This window comes from Streptomyces sp. CA-288835, from assembly GCF_050936385.1.
Classification (GTDB): Bacteria; Actinomycetota; Actinomycetes; order Streptomycetales; family Streptomycetaceae; genus Streptomyces.
In genome coordinates, this window is record NZ_JBNJMW010000001.1 from 3,981,402 (window position 1) to 4,007,523 (window position 26,122).

General features: G+C 69.2%; 19 protein-coding genes, 1 tRNA gene and 1 riboswitch. Of the genes, 4 read left to right on the forward strand and 16 right to left on the reverse strand.

Annotation, left to right across the window (positions count from 1 at the left end; all coding sequences use genetic code 11):
• Positions 1–129: 129 nt before the first annotated feature.
• Complete coding sequence (locus tag ACQEVY_RS17825) at positions 130–1,305, reverse strand: 4-hydroxybenzoate 3-monooxygenase (protein WP_432949592.1); 1,176 nt, start codon at positions 1,303–1,305, stop codon at positions 130–132.
• Positions 1,306–1,486: 181 nt separating this feature from the next.
• Positions 1,487–1,573, reverse strand: a tRNA-Leu gene (locus tag ACQEVY_RS17830).
• A gap of 407 nt (positions 1,574–1,980) precedes the next feature.
• Between ACQEVY_RS17830 and ACQEVY_RS17835 the strand changes: the two genes are divergently transcribed.
• Both ACQEVY_RS17835 and ACQEVY_RS17840 read left to right on the forward strand, forming a co-directional pair.
• A complete protein-coding gene (locus tag ACQEVY_RS17835) occupies positions 1,981–2,754 on the forward strand; it encodes an ABC transporter ATP-binding protein (protein ID WP_432949594.1) in 774 nt (257 codons plus the stop codon).
• A 234-nt stretch (positions 2,755–2,988) separates the two neighbouring features.
• A complete protein-coding gene (locus ACQEVY_RS17840; RefSeq protein WP_432949596.1) occupies positions 2,989–5,520 on the forward strand; it encodes an ABC transporter permease in 2,532 nt (843 codons plus the stop codon).
• A 56-nt stretch (positions 5,521–5,576) separates the two neighbouring features.
• Here the strand turns inward: ACQEVY_RS17840 and ACQEVY_RS17845 are convergent, their stop codons facing one another.
• The 8 genes from ACQEVY_RS17845 to ACQEVY_RS17880 all read right to left on the reverse strand — a co-directional run bounded on the left by ACQEVY_RS17845 (position 5,577) and on the right by ACQEVY_RS17880 (position 15,259).
• Complete coding sequence (locus ACQEVY_RS17845; protein WP_432949598.1) at positions 5,577–6,866, reverse strand: class I SAM-dependent methyltransferase; 1,290 nt, start codon at positions 6,864–6,866, stop codon at positions 5,577–5,579.
• Between the two features lie 567 nt (positions 6,867–7,433).
• Complete coding sequence (locus tag ACQEVY_RS17850) at positions 7,434–8,849, reverse strand: NAD(P)/FAD-dependent oxidoreductase (protein ID WP_432949600.1); 1,416 nt, start codon at positions 8,847–8,849, stop codon at positions 7,434–7,436.
• A gap of 451 nt (positions 8,850–9,300) precedes the next feature.
• On the reverse strand, positions 9,301–10,254 hold the full coding sequence (locus tag ACQEVY_RS17855) for an exopolyphosphatase (RefSeq protein WP_432949602.1): 954 nt from the start codon (positions 10,252–10,254) through the stop codon (positions 9,301–9,303).
• Complete coding sequence (locus ACQEVY_RS17860) at positions 10,251–10,856, reverse strand: DUF501 domain-containing protein (RefSeq protein ID WP_432949604.1); 606 nt, start codon at positions 10,854–10,856, stop codon at positions 10,251–10,253. Before ACQEVY_RS17860 ends, ACQEVY_RS17855 begins: the two co-directional genes overlap by 4 nt.
• Before the next feature lie 43 nt (positions 10,857–10,899).
• Positions 10,900–11,376, reverse strand: a complete 477-nt coding sequence (locus tag ACQEVY_RS17865) for an FtsB family cell division protein (RefSeq protein ID WP_432949606.1) — start codon at positions 11,374–11,376, stop codon at positions 10,900–10,902.
• Positions 11,377–11,468: 92 nt separating this feature from the next.
• Positions 11,469–12,755, reverse strand: coding sequence for a phosphopyruvate hydratase (eno, locus tag ACQEVY_RS17870; protein WP_432949608.1), 1,287 nt, complete (start codon positions 12,753–12,755; stop codon positions 11,469–11,471).
• Between the two features lie 380 nt (positions 12,756–13,135).
• On the reverse strand, positions 13,136–13,828 hold the full coding sequence (locus ACQEVY_RS17875) for a transglycosylase family protein (RefSeq protein ID WP_432949610.1): 693 nt from the start codon (positions 13,826–13,828) through the stop codon (positions 13,136–13,138).
• Between the two features lie 4 nt (positions 13,829–13,832).
• A riboswitch (cyclic di-AMP (ydaO/yuaA leader) is annotated at positions 13,833–14,001 on the reverse strand.
• A gap of 205 nt (positions 14,002–14,206) precedes the next feature.
• Positions 14,207–15,259, reverse strand: coding sequence for a transglycosylase family protein (locus ACQEVY_RS17880; RefSeq protein WP_432949612.1), 1,053 nt, complete (start codon positions 15,257–15,259; stop codon positions 14,207–14,209).
• Positions 15,260–15,522: 263 nt separating this feature from the next.
• Here ACQEVY_RS17880 and ACQEVY_RS17885 point away from each other — a divergent pair, with 263 nt between their 5' ends.
• Entirely contained in the window at positions 15,523–16,785 is a 1,263-nt protein-coding gene (locus ACQEVY_RS17885; protein WP_432949614.1) for a cytochrome P450 family protein, read from the forward strand.
• A gap of 39 nt (positions 16,786–16,824) precedes the next feature.
• Here the strand turns inward: ACQEVY_RS17885 and ACQEVY_RS17890 are convergent, their stop codons facing one another.
• The 5 genes from ACQEVY_RS17890 to ACQEVY_RS17910 all read right to left on the reverse strand — a co-directional run bounded on the left by ACQEVY_RS17890 (position 16,825) and on the right by ACQEVY_RS17910 (position 21,706).
• On the reverse strand, positions 16,825–17,805 hold the full coding sequence (locus ACQEVY_RS17890; protein ID WP_432949616.1) for a nucleoside triphosphate pyrophosphohydrolase: 981 nt from the start codon (positions 17,803–17,805) through the stop codon (positions 16,825–16,827).
• Positions 17,806–17,850: 45 nt separating this feature from the next.
• Positions 17,851–18,498, reverse strand: coding sequence for a SurA N-terminal domain-containing protein (locus ACQEVY_RS17895; RefSeq protein WP_432949618.1), 648 nt, complete (start codon positions 18,496–18,498; stop codon positions 17,851–17,853).
• Positions 18,499–18,642: 144 nt separating this feature from the next.
• On the reverse strand, positions 18,643–20,124 hold the full coding sequence (locus ACQEVY_RS17900) for a protein kinase domain-containing protein (protein ID WP_432955281.1): 1,482 nt from the start codon (positions 20,122–20,124) through the stop codon (positions 18,643–18,645).
• A gap of 38 nt (positions 20,125–20,162) precedes the next feature.
• Positions 20,163–20,786, reverse strand: a complete 624-nt coding sequence (locus ACQEVY_RS17905) for a hypothetical protein (RefSeq protein WP_432949620.1) — start codon at positions 20,784–20,786, stop codon at positions 20,163–20,165.
• 122 nt (positions 20,787–20,908) lie between these two features.
• Positions 20,909–21,706, reverse strand: a complete 798-nt coding sequence (locus ACQEVY_RS17910; RefSeq protein WP_432949622.1) for an HNH endonuclease family protein — start codon at positions 21,704–21,706, stop codon at positions 20,909–20,911.
• A gap of 155 nt (positions 21,707–21,861) precedes the next feature.
• Between ACQEVY_RS17910 and ACQEVY_RS17915 the strand changes: the two genes are divergently transcribed.
• Positions 21,862–22,257, forward strand: a complete 396-nt coding sequence (locus ACQEVY_RS17915; protein WP_432949624.1) for a hypothetical protein — start codon at positions 21,862–21,864, stop codon at positions 22,255–22,257.
• A 31-nt stretch (positions 22,258–22,288) separates the two neighbouring features.
• Here ACQEVY_RS17915 and mfd read toward each other — a convergent pair whose 3' ends face one another.
• Positions 22,289–25,828 (reverse strand): transcription-repair coupling factor, encoded by a 3,540-nt coding sequence (gene mfd, locus ACQEVY_RS17920; RefSeq protein WP_432949626.1) that lies wholly within the window; start codon positions 25,826–25,828, stop codon positions 22,289–22,291.
• Between the last annotated feature and the right edge of the window lie 294 nt (positions 25,829–26,122).

Sequence of the window (26,122 nt, forward strand, 5' to 3'; positions counted from 1 at the left end):
TCTAGTGCTTGGGGAGGATCTTTCCTCTGTTGTGACCGGGAACGCCAGTGTTCAATCCAGCATTCCCAGCACCGTTACAACGCCGGTACGGCCTCTTCCGGTTCCCTCGATCGTGGTGCGTCGGACGGGTCACTCCAGCGGGAAGCCCGTGTAGGACTCGGCGAGGTCCTGTTCGGCCGAGCGGGCGGCGGCGATCCGGTCGAGCCGGGCGAGCTGGATGCGGTCCTCGAAGGGGGTCGCGTCGGGCATGCGGTGCAGCAGGGTCGTCATCGCGTACGAGAAGCGCTCCGCCTGCCAGACGCGGCGCAGACAGGTCTCGGAGTAGGCGTCGAGGCGCTCGGCCGAGCCGGTCTCCTTGAGGTGGCCGAGCGCCCGCGCGAAGGTGACGACGTCGCCGACGGCGAGGTTCAGGCCCTTCGCTCCGGTGGGCGGCACGATGTGGGCGGCGTCCCCGGCGAGGAAGAGCCGGCCATGGCGCATCGGCTCGTGGACGTACGAGCGCATCGGCGTCACGGACTTCTGCGTGATCGGGCCCCGCTCCAGCTTCCAGTCGTCGGCCGTCTCGAAGCGGCGCTCCAGCTCGTCCCAGATCGCCTCGTCGCTCCACTCCTCGGCTTCCGTTCCCTCGGGCACCTGGATGTAGAGCCGGGAGACCTCGGGGGAGCGCATGCTCAGCAGGGCGAAGCCGCGGTCGTGGTGGGCGTAGACGAGTTCGTCGTGCGAGGGCGGTACGTCGGCGAGGATGCCGAGCCAGCCGAAGGGGTACGTCCGCTCGAAGACCTGCGTGAGCTCCTCGGGGATCGCCTTGCGGGCCACTCCCCAGAAGCCGTCGCAGCCGACGACGTAGTCGCACTCCAGGACGTCCTCGCGCCCTTCGTGCCGGAAGCGCACGCGCGGGCTGTCGCTGTCCGCCCCCTCCACGGCCAGCGCCTCCGCCTCGAAGAGCAGCGGGCCGCCCTCCTTGAGCTGGAGGGCGATGAGGTCCTTGCAGACCTCCGTCTGCGCGTACACCATCACCGACCGGCCGCCGGTGAGCCCGGGGAAGTCGACCCGGTGGCGCCTCTTCGCGAACCGCAGCTCGATCCCGTCGTGCCGCAGCCCCTCGCGGTCCATGCGCTCACCGGCGCCGGCCGCGCGCAGCACGTCGACCGTGCCCTGCTCCAGGATTCCGGCCCGCTGGCGGTGCTCGACATACGCACGGTCGCGGCTTTCCAGGACGACCGAGTCGATCCCCGCGTTGTGCAGCAGCCGCGCCAGCAGCAGTCCGGCCGGTCCGGCCCCGATGATCCCGACGGTGGTACGCATCGGCACGCCCCTTCGCGCTGTTCGAGCGGTGGTGTAGTGTGGAGGTTGTTCGTCCAGTGAAATTTACTTCACTAATCTGCTGAACGTGAGTCTCCGACGACGTACGGCCGCTGTCAACGGGTGCGTGATGTGAAGTCTTCAATGCACGATGCAGGCAAAACACGGGCCCGCAGGAGGTCGGTGGTGCCCGGAGCCGGACTTGAACCGGCACGCCCGCGTAGGGGCAGCGAGGTTTAAGCTCGCCGTGTCTGCATTCCACCATCCGGGCAGGCCATTGGCTCCGCATTTTGAGGTTCCGAGCCTATCGGGGCGCATCGCTCGAACAGCGGACGGTCGGCTCGATGTTGTCTTATTTTATTGACGTCTGAGGGTGCATCAGCCCACCGTACGGGCGATCGGCACTTGCCACGAGCCCTTTCACAGGCGGCTCGTGTCACCCGGGGAATGACGTGAATTCACCGCCCGAACGAGCGTCATCCGACGAACCGTCACCGATGCCCCGGTCGGGGGCGCTGTCAGGGGCAGGGGTCATCCCCAGGTATGACACCGGGGCGTACCGTCCGACCGAAGTCGCCCTTCAGAACCAGAACAACGGGTGACTACACGGCGGTGACCGGCCGCGACGATGGAAGCCACGTTCCCCACCCGTCGTCGTACCGACAGGAGCACTGATCCGTGACCACCACCACTCCCTTCGCCGGACCCGCCACCGCCGTGGCCGCGCGCGCCTCGGAACTGTCGAAGGTCTACGGACAGGGCGAGACCCAGGTGGTCGCCCTGGACCGGGTCTCCGTCGACTTCCGGCAGGCCGAACTCACCGCGATCATGGGTCCTTCCGGGTCCGGCAAGTCCACGCTGATGCACTGTGTGGCGGGCCTGGACTCGTTCTCGTCCGGCTCCGTGCGGATCGGTGACACGGAGCTCGGCTCCCTCAAGGACAAGCAGCTGACGAAGCTTCGGCGGGACAAGATCGGGTTCATCTTCCAGGCGTTCAACCTGCTGCCGACGTTGACGGCGCTGGAGAACATCACCCTTCCGATGGACATCGCGGGCCGCAAGCCCGACAAGGAGTGGCTGAACTCGGTGATCGGGATGGTGGGGCTTGCCGACCGCCTCTCCCACCGGCCCACCCAACTGTCCGGCGGCCAGCAGCAGCGGGTCGCGGTGGCGCGGGCGCTCGCCTCCAAGCCGGAGATCATCTTCGGCGACGAGCCGACCGGGAACCTTGACTCGCGCTCGGGTGCGGAGGTGCTGGGCTTTCTGCGCAACTCCGTACGGGAGTTGGGGCAGACCGTGGTGATGGTCACGCATGACCCGGTGGCCGCGGCGTATGCCGACCGGGTTGTGTTCCTCGCGGACGGGCGGATCGTCGATGAGGTGTATGGGCCTACGGCGGATTCGGTGCTGGATCGGATGAAGCAGTTCGATGCCAAGGGTCGGACCAGCTGACGCTGCCTGGTTGTGCGGTTGTTGGGGCTGCGCCCCAAGCCCCCCTCCCAGGGGTCGTGTCTCGACTGCGGGTCAGTCGTGGCTTGTCGCGCCCACGCGGCGGAGCCGCAAATCGATACAGCCCCGCGCCCCTAAAGGGGCGCGCCTCCTGCTGCCCGCGGTTGGCCACCGGCATACGGCCCCACTCGCCCACCAGCCTGTTCTCCCTCCCCTCTCCTGGACTGAGAAGACACCATGTTCCGTACTGCCCTGCGCAACGTGCTCGCGCATAAAGCCAGGTTGTTGATGACCGTGCTCGCCGTGATGCTTGGCGTGGCGTTCGTGTCCGGCACTCTGGTTTTCGCCGACACGCTCTCCAACGCCTTCCGCAAGCAGTCGGCGAAGAGCTACGACGACGTCGCGGTCTCCGTCACCTCGCACGCCAACTCGGACGACCCCGAGGAAGAACCCGGCCTCTCCCGGAAGACCCTCGACAAGATCTCCGCCGTGGACGGCGTCGCCGGCGTGGACGGCCGAGTCGAGGGCTTCGCCGGAGTCGCCGACCCCGACGGGAAGCTGATCGGCGTCGGCTGGTCCAACAAGGGCTCCAACTTCGCCCCCGGCAAGGACGGCAAGGACAGGGCCTACACGTTCATCGACGGCTCGGGCCCGGTGAAGGACGATCAGATCGCCCTGGACAAGGAATCCGCGACCAAGGGCGAGTACAAGGTCGGCGACCGGGTGCGGGTCGCGACCAACGGACCGGTGAAGGAGTACACCCTCAGCGGTGTGTTCACCACCGAGGACGGCGCCGTGAACGCCGGCGGCAGCCTCGTCCTCTTCGACACCGCGGTCGCCCAGAAGCAGTACCTCAAGCCGGGCTACTTCGAGAGCGTCACCGTCACCGCCGCCGCCGGCGCGTCCGACGCGAAGATCCTGGACGCGGTCAAGCCGCTGCTGCCCGACACGGCCGTGGCCCAGACCGGCCAGGCGCTCGCGGACGAGCAGGCCAAGAACATCGAACAGGGTCTGGACTCGCTCAAGCAGATCCTGCTCGGCTTCGCGGGCATCGCGCTGTTCGTCGGGATCTTCCTGATCTCCAACACCTTCACGATGCTGGTCGCCCAGCGCACGAAGGAGATCGCCCTGATGCGCGCCGTCGGCGCATCGCGCAAGCAGATCACCCGCTCGGTGCTCGCCGAGGCCGCGGTGGTGGGCCTGGTCGCCTCGGTGATCGGCTTCGTCCTGGGCATCGGTCTCGCGGTCGGTCTGCGGTCCGGAATGGCCGCGTTCGAGATGAAGATTCCGGACGGCCCGCTGATCCTGTCCACCACGCCCGTGCTCGCCGCGCTCGGCGTCGGTGTGCTGATCACGATGTTCGCCGCCTGGCTGCCCGGCCGTCGGGCCGCGAAGATCCCGCCGGTGGCTGCCATGAGCAGCGTCCACGCGGTGGCGACCACCAAGTCGCTGGTGGTGCGCAACTCCATCGGTACGGCCATCACCGGCCTCGGCGCGGCCGGGATCGTGCTGGGTGCCTCGACCGGCGGCGGCGACGGCCGGACGTACATCGGGGCGGGCGCGTTCTTCGCGCTGGTCGGTGTGATCATCCTGATCCCGCTGCTGTCCCGGCCCGTGATCGCGCTCGTCCGTCCGCTGCTGGTCGGCCCGTTCGGGGTGTCCGGCAAGCTGGCCGGCCAGAACGCGGTCCGCAATCCGCGCCGTACCGGAGCCACCGCCTCCGCGCTGGCCATCGGACTGACGCTGGTGACCGGCCTGTCGGTGCTCGGTGTCACGGTCGGCACGGCCATCGACAAGATGACCACGGACAACATCAAGGCCGACTACATGGTCTCGATGGCGAACGGCGGGGACCTCGACCAGTCCGCACTGACGGCGCTGGAGAAGGCCAAGGGCGTCTCGGCGGTCTCGCCGCAGCAGGACACCTACATCGACATCGGTGACGACTTCATGGCCGCTGGGGCGGTCACGCCGGGCGACATCGAGCAGGTCCTGAACGTCGACGTCGTCGCCGGCAACATCGACTCGCTCGCGAAGGGCCAGGTCGCGGTCGCGGAGAAGACGGCCAAGAGCAAGGGCTGGAAGCCCGGCGACAGCCTCTCTGTCGCCTTCGCCGACGAGAAGAAGGCCAAACTGACGGTCGGCGCTGTCTACAAGGACAGCGAGTTCCTCAACCCCATGCTCATCGACACCAAGGTCGTGAACCCGCACGAGGTGAAGCCGTACATCCTGCAGATCTTCGTGAAGGTCGACGGCGGCCAGACCTCGGCGAACGAGAAGGTCCTCATCGACGCGCTGGGCAACAACCCCGCGATGCAGATCATGGACAAACAGGACATCCGCAACGAGTTCGGCGGCGCCATCAACACGATGCTGAACGTCATGTACGGCCTGCTGGCGATGGCCCTGATCATCGCCGTGCTGGGCGTCGTCAACACGCTCGCGATGTCGGTCTTCGAACGGCAGCAGGAGATCGGCATGCTGCGGGCGATCGGTCTCGACCGGCGCCGGGTGAAGCGGATGGTCCGGCTGGAGGCCGTGGTCATCTCGGTGTTCGGCGCGGTCATCGGCATCGGTCTCGGCTCGTTCCTCGGCTGGGCGATCGGCGAGACCATCGAGAGCTCGATCCCGGGCTACGCGCTCGTCCTGCCCTGGGACCGGATCGGGATCTTCCTGGTGCTGGCCGGTCTGGTGGGCGTCCTGGCCGCGCTGTGGCCGGCCCGCAACGCCGCGAGGCTGAACATGCTGAACGCGATCAAGACGGAATAGACAGGCGTACGCGCACAAGGGCCCCGTTCCCCAGAGGGAACGGGGCCCTCTGCGTGTCAGCCCCAGGTACGCGCCCGCAGCGGCATCCCGGACGCGCCGGATTCGGGTGTCCGGACGGCGAGGACCTGGTTGACGCCGATGCGGTTGCGTTCGAAGGCGACGGCGGACGCGGCCATGTAGAGGCGCCAGACGCGGGCGCGGCCGGGGCTGGTGAGGCGGACCGCCAGCGGCCAGCCGGCCTCCAGGTTGGCGACCCAGTGGCGCAGGGTGAGCGCGTAATGCTCGCGGATCGACTCGACGTCCCGCACCTCGAACCCGGCGCGCTCGAGTTGCGTGACGGTGCTGCCGATGGGCGCGAGTTCGCCGTCCGGGAAGACGTACGCGTCGATGAACTCGTCGACCTCGTACGCCGATTCGTCGCGATGCGGACGACGTCCGATCTGGTGGTTCAGGAGCCGCCCGCCCGGCTTGAGCAGGGCGAACAGGGTGCGCGCGTATTCCAAGTACCGTTCGCTGCCGACGTGTTCGGCCATGCCTACGGAGGAGATCGCGTCGTACGGACCGTCCGCGACGTCTCGGTAGTCCTGGACGCGGATCTCGACGCGGTCGGTGAGCCCTTCGTCGGCGATGCGCTTACGGGCGTACGCGGCCTGCTCGTGCGACAGCGTGACGCCGACGACGCTCACGCCGTGCTCGCGGGCGGCGTGGATGGCCATCGAGCCCCAGCCGCAGCCGACGTCCAGCAGCCGCCCTCCCGGCTTCAAGTCCAGTTTGCGGGCGATGAGTTCGAGCTTGTCGCGCTGGGCTTCCTCGAGGGTGGCGTCCGGGGTGGGCCAGTACGCGCACGAGTAGACCATGGACGGGCCGAGGACGATCTCGTAGAAGTCGTTGCCTACGTCGTAGTGGTGGCTGATGGCTCGTCTGTCGGTGCGCTTGGTGTGCAGGTGGGAGCGGCGGCGCACCTCCTCGCGGGGCGGGGCGGGTGGCAGCGGGGGCCACGCCATCCGTACGAGCCCGCGTACGGCGGCCCGCGCCTCGGGATCGCGCAGTGTCTCGCCGAGGCTCTTGGCGTCCTCGTCGCGCTCCCAGACGAGCCCTGACATCAGGTCGAGGGCGGTGTAGAGGTCGCCGTCCACGGTCAGATCACCGGCGACCCATGCCCGGGCCAGCCCCAACTCCCCCGGCTTCCACAGGAGTCGGCGGATTGCGCGGCGATTGCGTACGACGAGGGCGGGGGCACCGGGGGGACCCGCTTCCGAACCGTCCCAGGCGCGCAGACGCACCGGGACCGGGGCCCCCAGGAGCTGTTCGAGGAGAGTCTTGAGCCGCAGTGCGGCGTCCTGCATGGCGCACACCTCCGTGACGGTGGATCCCGAAAGTCCAACACCACGTAAACACTGCGGAGGCTTTAGCGCAGTCCCGCAAAAGCGTTACATCTACGCAAAATGGGGGTGCGGGTTGGGGGGTGCGCCCCCGCCGCCCCTACCCGCCCCATACCAAGGGGCGCTGCCCCTGGACCCCACTGGGGGCTGCGCCCCCAGACCCCCCACGGGGCTCCACCCCGGACCCCGGCCATGGGCTGCGCCCCTGGACCCGCTCGGGGCTCCGCCCCGGACCCCGTTCGGGGGCCAGCCCCCGGACCCCCGCTCCTCAAACGCCGGACGGGCTGATTTTTCAGCCCGTCCGGCGTTTGAGGACGAGGCCGTTCAGGCCGATCGGGGTCTAGGGGCGCAGCCCCAGCGGGGTCCAGGGGCGGAGCCCATGGCGGGGTCTGGGGGCGCAGCCCCCAGCGGGGCCCGGGGCTGGCCCCGGGATGGGACGGGTAGGGGCGGCGGGGGCGAGGAAAAACGACGAAGGAGCCCCCCGCACCACGGATGGCGGGGAGCCCCTTCGGGTCGCGCAGGGAGCGGAGGTCAGGAGGCCTTGGCCTTCTCCTCCGACTTGGTGCGGGTGGCCGGCGGGAGCTGGGCCTCGGCGGACTGGGCCACCTTGGGCGCCGGCTTGGCCGCCTCGTAGAACTCCTCGCGCGGAGTCTCGATGGCCCCGAGCGAGACAACCTCGCGCTTGAGGAACATCGCCAGCGTCCAGTCGGCGAAGACCCGGATCTTACGGTTCCACGTCGGCATCGCAAAGCCGTGGTAGCTGCGGTGCATGTACCAGGCCAGCCGCCCCTTGAGCTTGATCTTCATCTTGCCCATGACGATCATCGCGACCCCCTTGTGGAGGCCGAGCCCGGCCACCGCACCCTTGTTGGCGTGCGAGTACTCCTTCTGCGGAAAGCCCCGCATACCGGAGATCACGTTGTCGCCGAGGATCCGCGCCTGACGCAGCGCGTGCTGCGCGTTCGGCGGGCACCAGGCGTTCTCGACACCGGCCTTGCGGGCGGCGACGTCCGGCACCTGGGCGTTGTCGCCGGCGGCCCAGATGTAGTCGGTGCCCTGGACCTGGAGAGTCGCCTGGGTGTCGACGTGACCGCGCGGGCCGAGCGGCAGACCGAAGCGGGACAGGACCGGGTTCGGCTTGACGCCGGCCGTCCACACGATGGTGTTGGAGTCGACCTCGAGGCCGTTCTTCAGCACCACGTGGCCGTCGACGCAGGAGTCCATGGAGGTGGAGAGGTACACCTCGACCCCACGGGCCTCCAGGTGCTCCTTGCCGTACGTGCCGAGCTTGGGACCGACCTCGGGAAGGATCTTGTCCGCGGCGTCGACGAGGATGAACCGCATGTCCTCGCGGGACACGCTGGTGTAGTACTTGGCCGCGTCGCGGGCCATGTCCTCGACCTCACCGATGGTCTCGGCGCCGGCGAAGCCACCGCCGACGAAGACGAAGGTGAGCGCCTTGCGGCGGACCTCTTCGTCGGTCGTGGAGTCCGCCTTGTCGAGCTGCTCCAGCACGTGGTTGCGCAGGCCGATGGCCTCCTCGATGCCCTTCATGCCGATGCCCTGCTCGGCGAGGCCGGGGATCGGGAAGGTGCGGGAGACCGCGCCCATCGCGATGACGAGGTAGTCGAAGGGCAGCTCGTACGCCTCGCCGACCAGCGGGGCGATCGTGGCGACCTTGCGGTCCTGGTCGATGGTGGTGACCCGGCCGGTCAGAACTTCCGCCTTGGGCAGCACGCGTCGCAGCGGGACGACGACGTGCCGAGGCGAAATGCTGCCGGCGGCGGCTTCGGGGAGGAAGGGCTGGTAGGTCATGTACGACCGGGGGTCGACGACCGTGACGGTCGCCTCGCCGTAGCGCATCTTCTTCAGAATGCGCCGAGCTGCGTACAGGCCTACGTACCCACCGCCTACTACGAGGATCCTGGGACGCTCCGTGGTGCTCATGCCATCGAGTATCCACCCGCCAAAGGGGGGTAGCTCGTGCGCCCCTTCACAAGCTCCATCGCACCCTCTGCTACACTGCCCGGCTCGCATTCCCGGCCCCCGCCTCCACGGAGGAACCATGGGGTGCTTTGGGGCGTTGTCAACACCGCGTGAGCTGCTCTTTGGGCCTGCGAGCCAGGTGAACCAGTCGTCTGATTCGCCGTCTCCCGCCGCCCGCGAAAATTGTTCTGCACCTCCGCGCCGGAACCCCGTATGGCTCCAGGGGCGCCTCGGGACGTAAAAACCTCCCTCAGCAGGGTCGATTTCCTTGTGAAGAACTTCACGAACTTTCTCGACGAGACGTTTCCGAGGGGCTTCTGGAGCCCCTCAGGCGCGCTCATACGTTACCGGAGCCGCTCAGGGGAGGCTACCTGCGGGTAGCTTAGCGGCCCCTTGAAGAGCTACTGAAGGGCTACTGAAGGTCCTCCGCGGCCTTCCACGCGATCCCATCAAGGATGTCGTGCTCGCTCACGACGACCTCCTCCGCACCGATCCGTTCCATGATCGAGAGGAGTAGGAGGGCGCCGGCGCCGATGACGTCCACCCGGCCCGGGTGCATCGAGGGGATCGCGGCGCGCTCGGCGTGGGTGGAGGCCAGCAGGGACTCGGTGATCTCGCGGACGCGGGCGTACGGGACCCGGGAGTGGTGGATGGCGCCCGGGTCGTACGCCGGGAGGTTCTGCGCGATCGCCGACACCGTGGTGACGGAACCCGCGAGGCCGACCAGCGTGTGGGCCTCGTGCAGCGGCACGCTCTGCTCTACGAGATCCAGAGCCGCCTCGATGTCGGCGCGCATGGCGTCGATCTGAGCGGGAGTCGGCGGATCGGCGACCACCCCGTCATGCACGAGGTGGCGTTCCGTCATGCGTACGCAGCCGATGTCGACCGAGCGTGCGCCGCGTACGTGGTCGTCGCCGACGACGAACTCGGTGGAGCCGCCGCCGATGTCCACGACCAGGTAGGGCTTGGCGAGGTCCGTCCGGCCGCTCAGTTCCTTGGTCGCGCCGGTGAAGGAGAACTCCGCCTCCTGGTCACCGGTGATGACCTCGGGCTCGACACCGAGGATGTCCAGGACGCCCCGTACGAAGTCGTCGCGGTTCTCGGCGTCCCGGGATGCGGAGGTCGCCACGAAACGGACGCGCTCCGCTCCGTGCTCCTTGATGACCGCCGCGTACTCCTTGCAGGCGGCGAACGTCCGCTCCAGGGCCTCGGGCGCGAGGCGACCCGTACGGTCGACGCCCTGGCCGAGGCGGACGATGGTCATCCGCCGGTCCAGGTCGACGAGTTCACCGGTTCCGGGGTCCGCGTCGGCGACCAGGAGGCGGATGGAGTTCGTACCGCAGTCGACGGCGGCGACGCGTGTCACTTCTCGCCACCTTCCTCGTCCTGAGTTTCCTCAACACCGATGAAGCCTCCGCCGTTGGCGCCGAGCTTCAGGAGGTCGTCCTGGGACTGGAACGGCATCACGCACGGCCCCTTCCACCACCACTCGGGCAGCATCGCGAGCGCCTCGTCGCCCAGCGGGTTCACTCCGGGGCCCGCGGCCAGGGAGTGGGCCACGAGTACGTGCAGGCACTTCACGCGGTCCGGCATGCCGCCCGCGCTGGGGAAGCCCTCCAGGACCTCGATGGCGTCGCGGCGGGCTAGGTAGTCCTCGTGGGCGGCGCGGTACGCGGCGGCCAGCTCGGGGTCCTCGGCCAGGCGTTCCGTCATCTCCTTCATGACACCGTTCGCTTCGAGGGTGCCGATCGCGGAGGCGGCGCGGGGGCATGTCAGGTAGTACGTCGTCGGGAACGGCGTACCGTCCGGCAGTCGCGGCGCTGTCTCGACCACGTCGGGCTGACCGCACGGGCAACGGTGCGCGATCGCGCGCAGACCGCGCGGCGGGCGGCCGAGCTGCTGCTTGAAGGCCTCGACGTCCGCGTCGGTGGGCTCGGTTCGCGGAGTGGGAGGCGGGGGGGTGTCCATAGCCGTCTTTCTCGTCACGTTCAGCATTCAGCACATTCAGCAATCACTGGTCGGCGCGGTCGGCCTTGTCGACCCCGTCCCAGACATTGGCGTACCAGGGGCGGGCGGCCGCCCCCTGCGTCGTACGCGACTTCTTCGCCGCGTTCGGATCGATCATGATGTAGCCGGTCTCGCCCGGCTTCACGTAGTGCAGGCGCTCGCGGATCCGCTGCTCGGCGTACGCGTCGTCCTGCCAGCGTGCCTTGAGGTCGCGCAGTTGCTCGACGCGCTCACGGGCCTGCTGCCGTTCCCGCTCGAGTTCGGCGATCTCGGCGCGCTGGGAGACGTACTGCCGGGTCGGATACGCGAGGGCGACGACGAGGGTGCACAGGACGAGGGCGAGGAGTGCGGCCCGCCCGGTCAGCCGGGAACGGCGGGCCTGGCGCCTGGTCTGGGAGCGGTAGACGCGTGCCGCCGTCTGCTCGCCGAGCAGCCGCAGCCTGGTCGCGGTGGAGAACCGGTCCCGGTCCTTCCCGGCCATGTCATGCCTCCCCTGCACCCACACGCGTACGTCCCCGCACACGGTACGGGACCGCGTACGGGGACGTAGGCAAGGAGGTGCCTGCAAGCAGGTCAGCCCTTGTAGCGGGGGAACGCCGAGCGGCCCGCGTACACCGCGGCGTCGTCGAGGATCTCCTCGATGCGCAGCAGCTGGTTGTACTTGGCGACGCGGTCCGAGCGGGCCGGGGCGCCGGTCTTGATCTGGCCGCAGTTGGTGGCGACGGCGAGGTCGGCGATGGTGACGTCCTCGGTCTCGCCGGAGCGGTGGGACATCATGCACTTGAAGCCGTTGCGCTGGGCCATCTCGACGGCGTCCAGGGTCTCGGTCAGCGAGCCGATCTGGTTGACCTTGACCAGCAGGGCGTTGGCGGAGCCCTCCTCGATACCGCGGGCCAGGCGCTCCGGGTTGGTGACGAAGAGGTCGTCGCCGACGATCTGGACCTTGTCGCCGATCTTGTCGGTGATGACCTTCCAGCCGGCCCAGTCGTCCTCGAACAGCGGGTCCTCGATGGAGACGAGCGGGTACGAGGCGACGAGGTCCTCGTAGTACTCCGTCATCTCGGCGGCCGAGCGCTCCTTGCCCTCGAAGACGTAGACGCCGTCCTTGTAGAACTCGGAGGCGGCGACGTCGAGGGCGAGGGCGACCTGCTCGCCGGGCTGGTAGCCGGCCTCCTTGATGGCCTCGATGATGAGGTCGAGGGCGGCACGGTTGGACTCGAGGTTCGGGGCGAAGCCGCCCTCGTCGCCGAGGCCGGTGGACAGGCCCTTGGTCTTCAGCACCTTCTTGAGGGTGTGGTAGACCTCGGCGCCCCAGCGCAGCGCCTCGGAGAAGGACTCCGCACCGATGGGGGCGATCATGAACTCCTGGATGTCCACGTTGGAGTCGGCGTGCGAGCCGCCGTTCAGGATGTTCATCATCGGGACCGGCAGCAGGTGCGCGTTCGGCCCGCCCAGGTAACGGAACAGCGGGAGGTCGCTGGCCTCGGAGGCGGCGTGGGCGACGGCGAGGGAGACGCCGAGGATGGCGTTGGCGCCGAGCGAGCCCTTGTTGTCGGTGGCGTCCAGGTCGATCATGGCCTGGTCGATCAGCCGCTGCTCGGTGGCGTCGTAACCGACGAGCTCCGGGCCGAGCTGCTCGATGACGGCGAGGACCGCCTTCTCGACACCCTTGCCGAGGTAGCGGTTGGCGTCTCCGTCGCGGAGTTCGACGGCCTCGAAGGCGCCCGTGGAGGCGCCGGACGGAACGGCGGCACGACCCGTGCTGCCGTCGTCGAGGCCAACCTCGACCTCGACCGTGGGATTGCCTCGGGAGTCCAGGATTTCCCGGGCTACGACGACGTCGATGGACGGCACGAGCATCTCCTTCTGGGATGTGACGCGGTGACGCGGGCCGCTGGGCCCGCACAGCGCGAAGCCGCGGCGGCTCCGCGATGACGAGCCTAACCGGCTCCGGGCGATCGGCCAGCCGTCCGCCCCTCGCATGGACCGAACCGAAAGTAAATTGTTTCCGAACGGAACAAAGCGAGGGCTGGACAAGTAGAGGGACGAGTAGGGACGAGCAGGGGACGAGTAGGGGGACAGAAAAGTCCCGCACCGGTGCGTACGGGGGAAGACGCACCGGTGCGGGACTGTCCGGGGGCTCAGCTTCGGCCGAGTTGGGGGACTCGGCTTCGGCCGAGCTCGGGGCTCAGCTGACGCCGCGCTGGGGGCTGGGCTTCAGCTGAGCCGGGGGCTCGGTGTCAGCTGAGGTGCAGCTGCTGGCCCGGGTAGATGACGTTCGCGTCGTCGACGATGTCGTCGTTCAGCTTGTGCAGCTTCTGCCAGCCGCCCTTGACGTCGTTCTCCGAAGCGATCGCGCTGAGGGTGTCACCCTTGACGACCTTGTACTCGCCGTCGCCCTTCTTGACCTTCTTGCCGGTCGGGGTGGTGACGGTCTTCTTGGCAGCCGGGCGGTCCGCGGAACGCGAGGCACGCTCCTCCTGGGCCGGCGCGCTCTGCTGCTGGGACTGCTGGGTGTTCTGCTGCGCGGCACCGGAGTCCGAGCCGCCGCCGTTGTACGCGGCGTTCGACAGCCCCTTGCCGCAGACCGGCCAGGCACCCTTGCCCTGACCCGCGAGGACCTTCTCGGCGATCTCGATCTGCTGGGCCTTGGAGGCCTGGTCGGCGGTGGCGGCGTACTTCGTGCCGCCGTAACCGGACCAGGTGGAGGCGGAGAACTGCAGACCGCCGTAGTAGCCGTTGCCGGTGTTGATCTTCCAGTTACCGCCCGACTCGCACTGGGCGACGGCGTCCCACTCGGAGGCGGTGGCGGCAGAGGCCGTACCCGACACCATCAGCGGGGCGGCGATGGCGGCACCGGTGACACCGGCGAGCGTGGCTATTTGGCTGGCCTTGGACGGGCGACGGTGCTTGCCCTTGCCGGAAAGCAGCATGAAGAGATCCCCTCACCGACGCCTACGAGGTGAGCTGTCGGGTTCGGGCCTGGTGAGTTGCCCGGCCGTACGGATCGCTCCGCACGACTTCACCCCAAGCCGCACCCGGTCTCGACGACCGGGCCCGGCACTTACCTTGGGTCCCCCGCTCCTGCCTACGGCGCTTTACGCGACGACTGTTCCCGTACGGACGTTGGCAGGATTCGGCGTGACGTCCGTCGGGGCCCGCTGTGGCGAGCGGTCACGACCGTAAACATGCGATCCGCCGAATTTCAAAGTCGATCAGGCCCTTTGAGATCCATGTCTCACTCTCATCAAACCGGACATCTGGCCCGAACTGCCGCCGCTTTTGGTCGGGTTCGGCACCTTGCACACCCCTCAGTCTGTGCCGAGTTCAAGGCGCTGACCGGGAAGGATGAGATCCGGGTCGGCGCCGACCGTGTACTCGTTCGCTGCATACAACCCGGCCCATCCACCTTGGAGGCCATGGGAGTCGGCGATCGCCGAGAGACTGTCACCGGAGCGGACGGTGTACGAGCCGTCCTGGGCGTCCGCCGCCTCGCGCGAGGCGTCGTCGCCACGGGAGGCGTGCCGGCCGGTGGAGTCGTCCGTACGGGAGTCCTCGGCGCCCTCTTCGGCACTGTCGCCACGGTGGCGGCCGGTGCCCTCGTCTGTGTTTGTGCTCTCACTCTCGCCGCCCGAAGAGTCGGCGTTTTCGCCGGAGTTGTCCGAGTCGCCCTCGTTCGTCGTGTCCGTCGGAGGGCTTGGCGAGCTCTCGGGGCTCGGCGTTTCGGCTGTGGAATCGCTGCCGGAGTCCTGTGAAGTGCCGGTGGACGATTCGGATGTACCGGACGAGTCCGAGTCGGCGGACGTATCGGATGAGTCGGACGCACCCGACGTACCGGATGAATCACCCTTTACGGAGCCGCCACTTGACGTCTGCCCCGAATCGGAGCCGGAGTCCGAGTCCGCGCCCGAACCCGCCTCCGACCCGGAGCCGGTGTCCGAGCCGGTGCCCGAATCCGCCCCCGAACTCGACCCCGACTCCGCCTCGTTGGACGGAGTCGGGCTCGGAGCGGGCGAGTCCTGCGCCAAGCCCGTATCCACGTCGGGCGAGTCGGAGTTCTGCGTGAGGCCCGCGACGAGTCCGCAGGTCGCCCAGGGGCTCGTGCCCCGGTCTGCGAGGACCTTCTCGGCGACGGCTATCTGCTGCGAGCGACTCGCCAAATCGGCGCTCATCGCGTAGTCGAGACCGCCGTACTGCTCCCACTCCTCCTGGGTCATCTGGAGGCCGCCGTACTGCCCGTTGCCGGAGTTGGCGCTCCAGGAGCCGCCGCTCTCGCACTCCGCGACCGCGTCCCAGGTCGCATCACTGGCGGCACTCGCGCCGCTCGCCGCGAGCAGAGGGATCGCGAGGGCCGATCCGGTCACCCCCGCCGCCACCAAGAGAGCCGGTGCCTGACGGGGGCGACGGTGTCGACCGTTCCCGGAGAGCATGCGGTTGCCTTTCACGCGACAGTGGGTGACCTGGGTGTGACCAATGAGACTGCTGAGGTGCGCTTTCGCGAGAACCTAGTGGGACTCGATCACTTGTCACCAGTAGATGTAGCGCAGATCACGTAAAGATCACGGACTTGAGAATACGTCACCTTTGAGCTGGGGGTTCGTCAGTTGCGAGACGGTACCGTCACCTCGTGAACGCGCCGCATATCCGACCCGAACTCTTCACTTGGGAGTTCGCCACCGACCCGTACCCCGCCTATGCGTGGCTCCGGGAGCATTCGCCCGTGCACCGCACCACGCTTCCCAGCGGCGTCGAGGCGTGGCTCGTGACCCGGTATGCGGACGCCAAGCAGGCCCTGGCCGACCAGCGACTTTCCAAGAATCCCGTGCACCATTCCGAGGACGCCCACGGCAAGGCCAAGACGGGCATTCCGGGTGAGCGCAGTGCCAACCTCATGACCCATCTGCTCAACATCGATCCGCCGGACCACACACGGCTCCGTCGGCTCGTCTCCAAGGCGTTCACCCCGCGTCGCGTGGCCGAATTCGCGCCTCGGGTCCAGGAGTTGACCGATCACCTCATCGACCAGTTCGCGCCCAAGGGCTCCGCCGACCTCATCCACGAGTTCGCGTTCCCCCTCCCTATCTACGCGATCTGCGATCTGCTCGGCGTCCCGCGCGAGGACCAGGACGATTTCCGGGACTGGGCGGGGATGATGATCCGGCACGGCGGCGGGCCACGCGGCGGGGTCGCGCGGTCGGTGAAGAAGATGCGCGGCTATCTCGCCGAGCTGATCCACCGCAAACGGGAGGCACTTCCGGCCACCCCCGACCCCGGCGAAGACCTCATCTCCGGGCTCATCCGCGCCTCCGACCACGGCGAACACCTCACCGAGAACGAAGCCGCGGCCATGTGCTTCGTCCTCCTCTTCGCCGGCTTCGAAACGACCATCAACCTCATCGGCAACGGCACATACGCGCTACTGCGCAATCCGAAGCAGCGCGGGCAGCTACAGCAGTCGATAGAGCGTGGCGAACAAGAACTGCTCGACACAGGCATCGAAGAGCTACTCCGTTATGACGGCCCGGTCGAGCTGGCCACCTGGCGCTACGCAACCGAGCCTCTCGAAATCGGCGGGCAGCGCATCGCCTCCGGTGACCCTGTGCTCGTGGTCCTCGCCGCCGCCGACCGTGACCCCGCCCGCTTCAGCGAGCCGGACACACTCGACCTCTCCCGCCGGGACAACCAGCACCTCGGCTACGGACACGGCATCCACTACTGCCTCGGCGCCCCCCTCGCCCGCCTCGAAGGCCGCACCGCCCTGGGCACCCTGCTGCACCGCCTGCCCGATCTCCGGCTGGCCGCCGATCCCGCGGACCTGCGCTGGCGAGGAGGCCTGATCATGCGCGGGCTGCGCAACCTTCCCGTGGAGTTCACAGCCGTACGCCCTTGATGGTGGCCGTCCTCGGGAGTTCCGCGTCCGCCGCTTACCTCACTCCGAGCCCTCCGTCGCCCGTATCGCATCCCGGTAAGCCCGCGCGGCAGCCCGCAACGCCGCCTCCGGGTCCACCCCCTCCGCCTCGGCGCGAGCCGCCATCGCCAACAGCTCGTAACCGACGCCCTCGCCCTGCGGTATCGGCACCTCAAGTCCCGCTGTACGTACACGAGATGCCAGCTTCGCCGCCAGGGCCAGTCCGGGCTGGCCGAGCGGCACGCCCTCCGTCACGGACGTGCGCTGCTTTTCCGCCGCCTTGGTGCGCAGCCAGTGGGCCTTGACCTCTTCGGGGGTCGTGGCGGTTTCGTCGCCGAAGACGTGGGGGTGGCGGTGGATGAGTTTGGTGACGATGGTGGCCGCCACGTCGTCCACCGAGAAGGGCTCCTCGGGATCCTCCTCCGCTATCCGGGCGTGGAAGACGACCTGGAGCAGGACATCGCCCAGTTCCTCACGCAGTTCGTGACGGTCGCCCTCCTCGATCGCCTCGACCAGTTCGTACGCCTCCTCGATGCCGTATTTCGCGAGGCCCTTGTGGGTCTGCTGGGACGACCAGGGGCATTCGGCGCGGATGCGGTCCATGACCTGGACGAGGTCGAGGAGGCGGGCGCCGGGGAGGTCGTACGAGGCGGGGAGCAGTTCGAGGTCGGGCATCTGGACGCGGCCGGAGCCGGCCAGGCGGGCGAGCCCGTCGGTCAGTTGGGGCTCGCCCTCGCCTGTGGCGACCACGGTCACCGTGTGGCCGCCGGCGCAGGCGTCGACGAGTTCCTCGGCGGTCGGGGCGGCCTCGTCGACCTTGACGCCCGCCTCGCGCAGATACGGCAGCTGGGGGTGGGCGCCGTCCGCGCACAGGACGCGGTCGGCGTCGTGCAGGGCCTGCCAGGCGGGCCAGGACAGGAGTCCGGGCGCGACGCGATGGCTGGTGGTGAGCAGGACGATGCGCCCCGGGCTGGATGCGTTCACCCCTCGAACGTAACCCACGCCACTGACAACAAGGTCAGCAGAGGCAGCAGGTGGGGACAGCGGTTACGCGGTCTCCTGGCTGCCCGCCTGCGTGACCTGGCGCAGCCACGGCAGCTTGGCCTCGACGCGGCTGTTCTTCTCGGGGTCCCAGGTGCCGTAGCGCGGGTTCAGGTCGACGTCGAGCTTCTTGGAGGCGTCGGAGAGGGCCTTCCAGAAGGCGGGGCCGCTCGTGTCGGTGCCCAGCTGGGCGGCGAGTTTCTGGGCCTCGAGCTGGAGGCGGAGGTTTTCGTCGATCCGCTCCGGCGGAATGCCGTACGTCTGCAGCCAGTCCCTCTCCAACTGCTCGACGCCACCCGGCTGGTCCTCGAGCTCGCCCCGGACCTTCGTGACCTCCTTGCGGGAGACGGTCACCCCGGCGTCCTGGGCGGCGCTGTGCAGTACCCGGTCGAGGACCATGTTGTTGAGGATCTCGCGGGTGAGGCCGCCGGACTGGGCGATGGCCTGTTTGTACTGGGCGTCATTCGGGATGGCGTCCCGCTGCGCGGTGCGCACCTCTTTCACCCGGTTCTCCAGCTGGGAGACCGTGATCCGGTCGTCGCCGACGACGGCCGCGGCACCGGGATGCGCCTCGTCTCCGCAGGCGGTGAGGAGGGGCGCCGCGGTGACGAGCGTGGCGGCGAGGAGGAGCGCGGTGCGACGGCGGCGGTGCAAGGAAGACCTCCTGGGGAGAGCTTGTGCGGCAGTGCACAAAGTCTTGCGGTGATCGATGGTAGGCAGGGGACCGGCTCTCGGCCACCCATTCGACCCAACGATTCGCCAGGAGTTCCGTACTGCCCCGAAGTCGCTACGACGTCCCTAACCGCGCACTTGGCCCAGCCACTGCAAGGTCCGGCGGATCTCCGCGGCCATCGGCTGCGCCGGGCCCTGGAGGCGTTCCACATCGACGAGCAGTCGGGAGAGCGTCGCGTGGGCGGCGCCCCGGTCGCCGACGGCGAGCAGGAGGTGGCCGATACGGCGGCGCACGTCGTACGAGAGCTCGGGGTCGCCGGCCACGTACTGGTTCTCGTAGTACGGGAGCAGGGACCTGTACTCGGCGAGCGCGGCGGCGGGTTCGCCGAGCTGCTCGAGGCACTGGGCGGCCTCGTAGCGGAAGCGCAGGGACTGCGGGTCGGCCTGGCCGGCCTCCTTGGCGCGCTCGTCGGCGAGGCGGCGCAGCTCGGGCAGGGCGCGGCGGAACTGGCCGTCGTCCATCAGCGTGGCCGCGTACTGCTTGCGCAGGGTGCGGACGACGGTCGAGTGCTCGCCGTGCCGCTCGGCAGCGGCCGGGAGGATCGAGCCGAGGATGTCGACGGCCTGCGTGATACGGCCCTCGTCGAGGAGCCGCTTGACCTCGTCGACGGCGCCCGCGACATCGGGCTTGTCCACGGCGGGCGTGGCCTGCGGCTGGGCTGCGGGAGTGCGGGCCCGGTCGGGCCAGGGGGCGTGCGGGCGCAGGAAGGGGCGCGTCGGGTCGAGCGGGCCGACGCTGGGGATTCCGCGCGCGGGGAGCATCGGGAGCATTTGCTCGTACGTGTCCTGCGCGGACGCCGGGCGGTGCTGCGGGTCCTTGGCGAGCAGGCGCAGGACGAGGGCTTCGAGCGGCTCGGGGACCTCGGGGCGCAGTTGGCGTACCGGGACGGGCGGTTCGTAGAGGTGCCGGTGGAGCACTCCGAGGGCGGTGGAGCCGGAGAACGGCACATCTCCGCTGAGCAGTTCGTGCAGCAGCACGCCCAGCGCGTACAGGTCGGTGTACGGGCCGACCGCGCCGCCCATCGCCTGCTCGGGCGCCATATAGGCGGGGCTGCCGATGGGTGAGCCGGTGTGGGTGAGGCGGGTCGTGTCCGTGTCCATGACGGAGGCGACACCGAGGTCGAGGACGGTGACCGTGCCGTCCTGCTTGACCATGACGTTTCGGGGCTTCAGGTCGCGGTGCACGATCGGCACGGCGTGCACTGCGGACAGTACGGCGCACAGCTGGGCGGCGACCGCGACGGCCCACTGCCAGGGGTACGGATTGCGCTCGGCGAGGTGGCCGGAGAGGTCAACCCCGTCGACGTACTGCATGACGAGGAACAGCTCCTCGCCCTCGGTGCCCGCGTCGTGCACCGTGACCAGGCCGGGGTGGTCGACCTGGGCGGTGACGCGGCACTCCCGTACGAAACGGCGGCGCAGCTCGTCGGCATCCGCGCCCGCGACCTTGTCGGGGCGCAGCAGCTTGACCGCGACGCGACGGTCCAGGCGCTGGTCGTACGCCGTCCACACCTGGCCCATGCCGCCCTGGCCGATGAGCGAGGACAGTTCGTAGCGTCCGGTGATCACACGTCCCGACGCCACGGTCACCTGCCGTCCTCGTGCTTGCGGAGGTAGTCACTCAGCTCGTCGAGCTCGGCGCGCACCTGGTCGATGCGGGCGGGCGCGGGGCGCTGCGGGGGCGGCGGGGTGGGAGTCGACTGGGGTTGCGGAGGCCCCGGGACGGGTGTGCCGGCGTACGGCTGCGGGGTGGGCGGCTGGGGGCCGGGCGGCTGCGCGGCCGACGGTGCCTGCGGGTAGCCGTAGAGAGTCGTCTGCTGGGGCGGCATGTGGGTCATCTGCTGGGGCGGCACGTTGCCCGTGACCAAGGGCCGCCCGTAATGGCCGATGTCCACGACCAGGAAGTAGATGGCACTGGCGAGGCCGTTCAGCAGCAAGAGGATCAGGCCGAAGCTGCCGGCCGGGGAGGTGAAGCTCTCGGTGTTGTCGGTGCTCATGAGCGCGATGGCGAAGGTCCAGATCACGATCGAGGCCGCGAAGGCCCACCACTCGCGCTTGCGACGGGTCACCAGAGCGGCCCGCAGCGTGGCCGGCCAGGGGAGGAAGCCGCAGGTCATCAGGGGCAGCGCCACGAGGATCACGCGCAGCGTCACCACCGTCCCCGACGAGGGCGGTCGCGGCGGTGGCGGCACGTAGCCGTGGCCGTGCATGGATGCTCCTGATGACCTGATACCAGCAGACGTACGAATGTGAAGACGAGCGTATAGGCCGACACCGACAACGGTCCCTGCCTGTACCGAACCGTTGTAACGCCAAGCGCAGACGGAGCTACTCAGTCCGCATGGAACCGCTCCGGCGCCGTCGTCGGACTCCCTCCCGAGGGAAGCTTCTGCCCCGGGCAACCGGTCAACACCCGCTTCATGGCGGCCTTCTCGGCCTCGGTGACCCACAGCCCGTACTTCTTCTTCACGGCCACCTGCCCCGCCACATACGTGCAGCGGTACGCCTTGTTGGGCGGCAGCCAGGTCGCCGTGTCACCGTCGCTCTTGCTGCGGTTGGTGCTCGCGTCGACGGCGAGGAGGTTGAGCGGATCGTTGGCCAGGGCTATTCGCTTGCTGGGGTCCCACTGCTGGGCGCCCTTCTGCCAGGCGTCCGACAGGGCGACGACGTGGTCTATGTCGACCTGACTCCGGCCGCGTACGAACGTCACGTCCTCGTTGGTGTACGGGTCCGGGTCGAGCTTCCCCGAGCCGACCTCGCAGTCACCGTCCCTGAACTTCACGTCCTTCAGATCCCGTTTGAGTATGTCGTCCCGGGTCCCGCAGCCGTTCGAGTCGGTGTCGGCCCAGGGGCTGCCGAACCTGTCGCGGTCGTACCCCGTCCTGGGCGCCCTCCCCTTGACGGTCAGCGAGTCGACGGCGGCGAGGGCCGCGCCACCGGCCGACTGCCCGGAGCCCGCCGAAGCGGACGGCTCCACAGGCTCCTCACCTCCGGGCGCTTGCCCGGAGCCCGCCGAAGCGGACGGCTCCGCGGACTCCTCGCCTCCGGCCGACCCCGTACTCACCGCGCTGCACCCGCTCACGGCAAGCAACACGACCGCGACCCCGGCCCCTCTGGTCCAGAGCGTCACGCGCGCTCCCCTCCCCATGACTCCCGGGATCTGCCCTGGCCGGGCGGTTCCCGCTGTGTTCCTCACGGTAGCGAGCGAGAGGGCCGGGCAGTGCGGCCGGATGCCTTCGGGGATGCTGTTCCGGTCGCGACCGGACCGACGCAAAGGAGCACCGCATGGCATCCACGCCGCCCGCCCCGCAGACTCTCAGCGGCGTCCTGATCTCCGAAAGCCTCCGCGTGGGCGCCGAGTTGAGCGGCGTTCCGCTCCAGGTCACGAAGCTTGAGCGCATCGCGGTGGGCGACGCCAACGCCGATCAGCCGAAGCACTGGACCCTGCTGCACTTCCGTGCACCTGAGGACACGGCCGGCCAACTCGCCGAGGGACTAGCGAACTGTCTGGCACCGACCGGCGGTTGGTACGTCGACTTCAGCACCACGACCGAGGTGTACGTCGTCTTCGCCGGCCGAGTCTTCCGCTACGCACGCGGTGACGCGGCGGCGCGCGCCGAAGTGCAGGCGTACGCCCGGTCGGTGGGCGTACCGGAGACCCAGGTGGACTGGAAGGGCTGAGCCGGACGCAAGGTCCGGCCCAGCCCGCCCCTCACGACCCCAGGATCGAAGCCAGGAACTCCCCCGTCCACCCCAGCAAATCCCGCCCGACCAGCGGCTTTCCGCCGACCTTCGCGGTCTTCGGGCGCGGGACCAGGACCTGGTGGACGGCGGGCTTGATGACGACGCCCGGGTACAAGCGCTTGACGCGCAGCTCCTGGGACTCCCTCAACTCCACCGGTGCGAAGCGGATGTTGTTGCCCTGGAGGACGATCTCGGCGACGCCACACGCCCGCGCGAGCATGCGGAGTCCGGCCACCAGCAGGAGGTTCTCCACCGGCTCGGGCAACTTGCCGTAGCGGTCGACGAGTTCCTCGCGTACGGACTTGATGTCGTCCTCGGAGTTCACCGACGCGATCGCCCGGTATGCCTGGAGGCGCAGCCGCTCGCCGGGCGCGTAGTCGTGCGGGACGTGTGCGTCAACCGGGAGCTCGATCTTGACCTCCAGCGGTGCCTCTTCCTCGACTCCGCCTTCCAGCGACGCCCGGTAGTCCGCGACCGCCTCGCCCACCATGCGTACGTACAGGTCGAAGCCGACGCCCGCGATGTGACCCGACTGCTCGCCACCCAGCAGATTGCCGGCGCCGCGGATCTCCAGGTCCTTCATGGCCACGTACATGCCCGCGCCCATCTCCGTGTGCTGGGCGATGGTCGCCAGCCGCTCGTGGGCCGTCTCGGTCAGCGGCTTCTCCGGCGGGTACAGGAAGTACGCGTATCCCCGCTCGCGGCCACGGCCCACCCGGCCGCGCAGCTGGTGCAGTTGCGAGAGGCCGAAGTTGTCGCCGCGCTCCACGATCAGCGTGTTCGCGTTGGAGATGTCGATGCCGGACTCCACGATCGTGGTCGACACGAGGACGTCGAACTTCTTCTCCCAGAAGTCGACGACGACCTGTTCCAGGGCCTGTTCCGACATCTGGCCGTGAGCGGTGGCGATGCGCGCCTCGGGGACGATCTGCCGGAGCCTGGCCGCCGCGCGGTCGATGGACTCGACGCGGTTGTGGATGTAGAAGACCTGCCCCTCGCGCAGCAGTTCGCGTCGGATCGCCGCGCCGATCTGCTTCTCCTCATACGGCCCGACGAAGGTCAGGACCGGGTGCCGCTCCTCCGGAGGCGTCGTGATCGTGGACATCTCGCGGATGCCCGTGACCGCCATCTCCAGGGTCCTGGGGATCGGGGTGGCCGACATCGTGAGCACATCCACGTTGGCCCGCAGCTTCTTCAGCTGCTCCTTGTGCTCGACTCCGAACCGCTGCTCCTCGTCGACGATCACGAGCCCCAGGTCCTTGAACTTGGTCTCGGCGGAGAACAGCCGGTGCGTGCCGATGACGATGTCCACCGAGCCGTCCCGCAGCCCCTCCAGGACGGCCTTCGCCTCCGTGTCCGACTGGAAGCGCGACAAGGCCCGTACGTTCACCGGGAACTGGGAGTAGCGCTCGCCGAAGGTCCCAAAGTGCTGCTGCACCAGCAAGGTGGTCGGTACGAGCACGGCCACCTGCTTGCCGTCCTGTACGGCCTTGAAGGCGGCCCGTACCGCGATCTCCGTCTTGCCGTAGCCGACGTCGCCGCAGATCAGGCGGTCCATCGGGACCGTCTTCTCCATGTCCTCCTTGACCTCGGCGATGGTCGTCAGCTGGTCGGGCGTCTCCGCGTACGGGAAGGCGTCCTCCAGCTCGCGCTGCCACGGGGTGTCCGCGCCGAAGGCGTGCCCCGGGGCTGCCATCCGCGCGCTGTAGAGCCTGATCAGGTCGGCGGCGATCTCCTTGACGGCCTTTTTCGCGCGCGCCTTGGTCTTCGTCCAGTCCGCGCCGCCCAGGCGGTGCAGCGTGGGGGCCTCGCCGCCCACGTACTTGGTGATCTGCTCCAGCTGGTCGGTCGGGATGTAGAGCCGGTCGCCGGGCTGGCCGCGCTTGGCGGGGGCGTACTCGACGACCAGGTACTCGCGGGTCGCGCCCTGCACGGTCCGCTGCACCATCTCGATATAGCGGCCGACGCCGTGCTGCTCATGGACGATGTAGTCGCCCGTCTCCAGGGAGAGCGGGTCAATGGTCTTGCGGCGCCGGGCGGGCATGCGCGCGCCGTCCTTGCCCGCCGCCTTCTGACCGGTGAGGTCGGTCTCCGTCAGGACGGCGAGCTTCAGGGCCGTATCAACGAAGCCGAACTCGATCGAACCGCACGCCACCTGGACAACGGACGGCGTCAGCTTGCCGAGGTCGGACTCCAGGCGGGCCGCGATGCCCTCGCCGCCGAGGACCTCGACCGTACGGGCGGCCGGGCCGTGGCCCTCGGTGACGAACACCGCACGCCAGCCGTCCGCGAGCCAGCCCTTGGTGTCGGCGAGCGCCCTGGCGGTGTCGCCGCGGTACGCCTCCGGGGCGTGCATGCCGAGCTTCAGCGAGTCCCCGTTCGTGTCGTCGATGGACTCGTCCGCCGCGAAGGGCGAGACCGACCACCACATCATGTCCAGCTCACGGGCCCGGTCCCGGACGTCCGCGATGGACCACAAGGAGGCCGCGCCGACGTCGATGGGCGCGTCTCCGCCACCCGCGGTGGCGGCCCACGACGCCTGCAGGAACTCCTGCGAGGTCGCCACCAGGTCCGAGGCCCGCGTCCGGACCCGCTCCGGATCGCATACGACGGCCATGGAGCCCTGGGGCAGCACGTCGAGGAGCAGCTCCATGTCGTCGACGAGTACGGGAGCCAGGGACTCCATGCCCTCGACGGCGATGCCCTCCGCGATCTTCCCGAGCAGCTCGCCCAGCTCGGGATGCGCCTCGGCCAGTGCCGCCGCCCGCTCCCGGACCTCGTCCGTCAGCAGCAGCTCGCGGCAGGGCGGCGCCCACAGGCCATGCGCGGCGATTTCGAGGGACCGCTGGTCGGCGACCTTGAAGTAACGGATCTCCTCGACATCGTCGCCCCAGAACTCCACGCGCAGCGGGTGCTCCTCGGTGGGCGGGAAGACGTCGAGGATCCCACCCCGTACGGCGAACTCGCCGCGCTTCTCGACCAGTTCGACCCGGGAGTACGCCGCTGCCGCCAGCGCCTCGACGACATCGCCGAGGTCGGCGCTCTCGCCGGTCCGCAGCGCCACCGGCTCCAGGTCGCCCAGGCCCTTGACCTGGGGCTGGAGGACGGAGCGCACGGGCGAGACGATGACCGAGACCGGGCCGGTCTCCGGGTCGTCCGGGCGGGGATGGGCGAGCCGCCGCAGGACGGCCAGCCGCCGACCCACGGTGTCGCTGCGCGGGGAGAGGCGCTCGTGCGGGAGGGTCTCCCAGGACGGGTACTCCACGACTGTGTCGGGGGGCAGCAGGGACCTGAGGGCCGCTGCCAGGTCCTCGGCCTCGCGGCCCGTGGCGGTCACCGCGAGGACCGTACGACGGGTTTCGCGGGCCAGCGCGGCGATCGTGAAGGGACGGGCCGCCGGAGGCCCGACCACGTCGATGTGCATCCGGTTGCCGTCCGTGGCGGCCTTCACCGCTTCGGTGAGAGCGGCGTCCTTGACGACGGCATCGAGCAGACCGTGCAGGCTCATGAAGGGGCTTCCATCCGAGGTTGGGCAACGCGGAACGCCCGACACGTCGTACGGGCCGGGGGTGTCCTAGGGTACGTCGGCTCGGTCACGGGTGCCGGGCCTGTGGATAACGTCTGGGTTCCGGGGGGAGGGAGCCGGACCGGCGCCTCTTCGTGGGTTTCGGGCGGAGGAAGCCGGGCCAGCGCCCCTTACTGGGGGCACACACCGCAGAGGTACCGTCTCAGTTCGAACCCTTGGCCCCACCGCCCGAGCGCCCCACCGCCCGACCGAAGGACCGTCCCCGTGCAGGGAGCC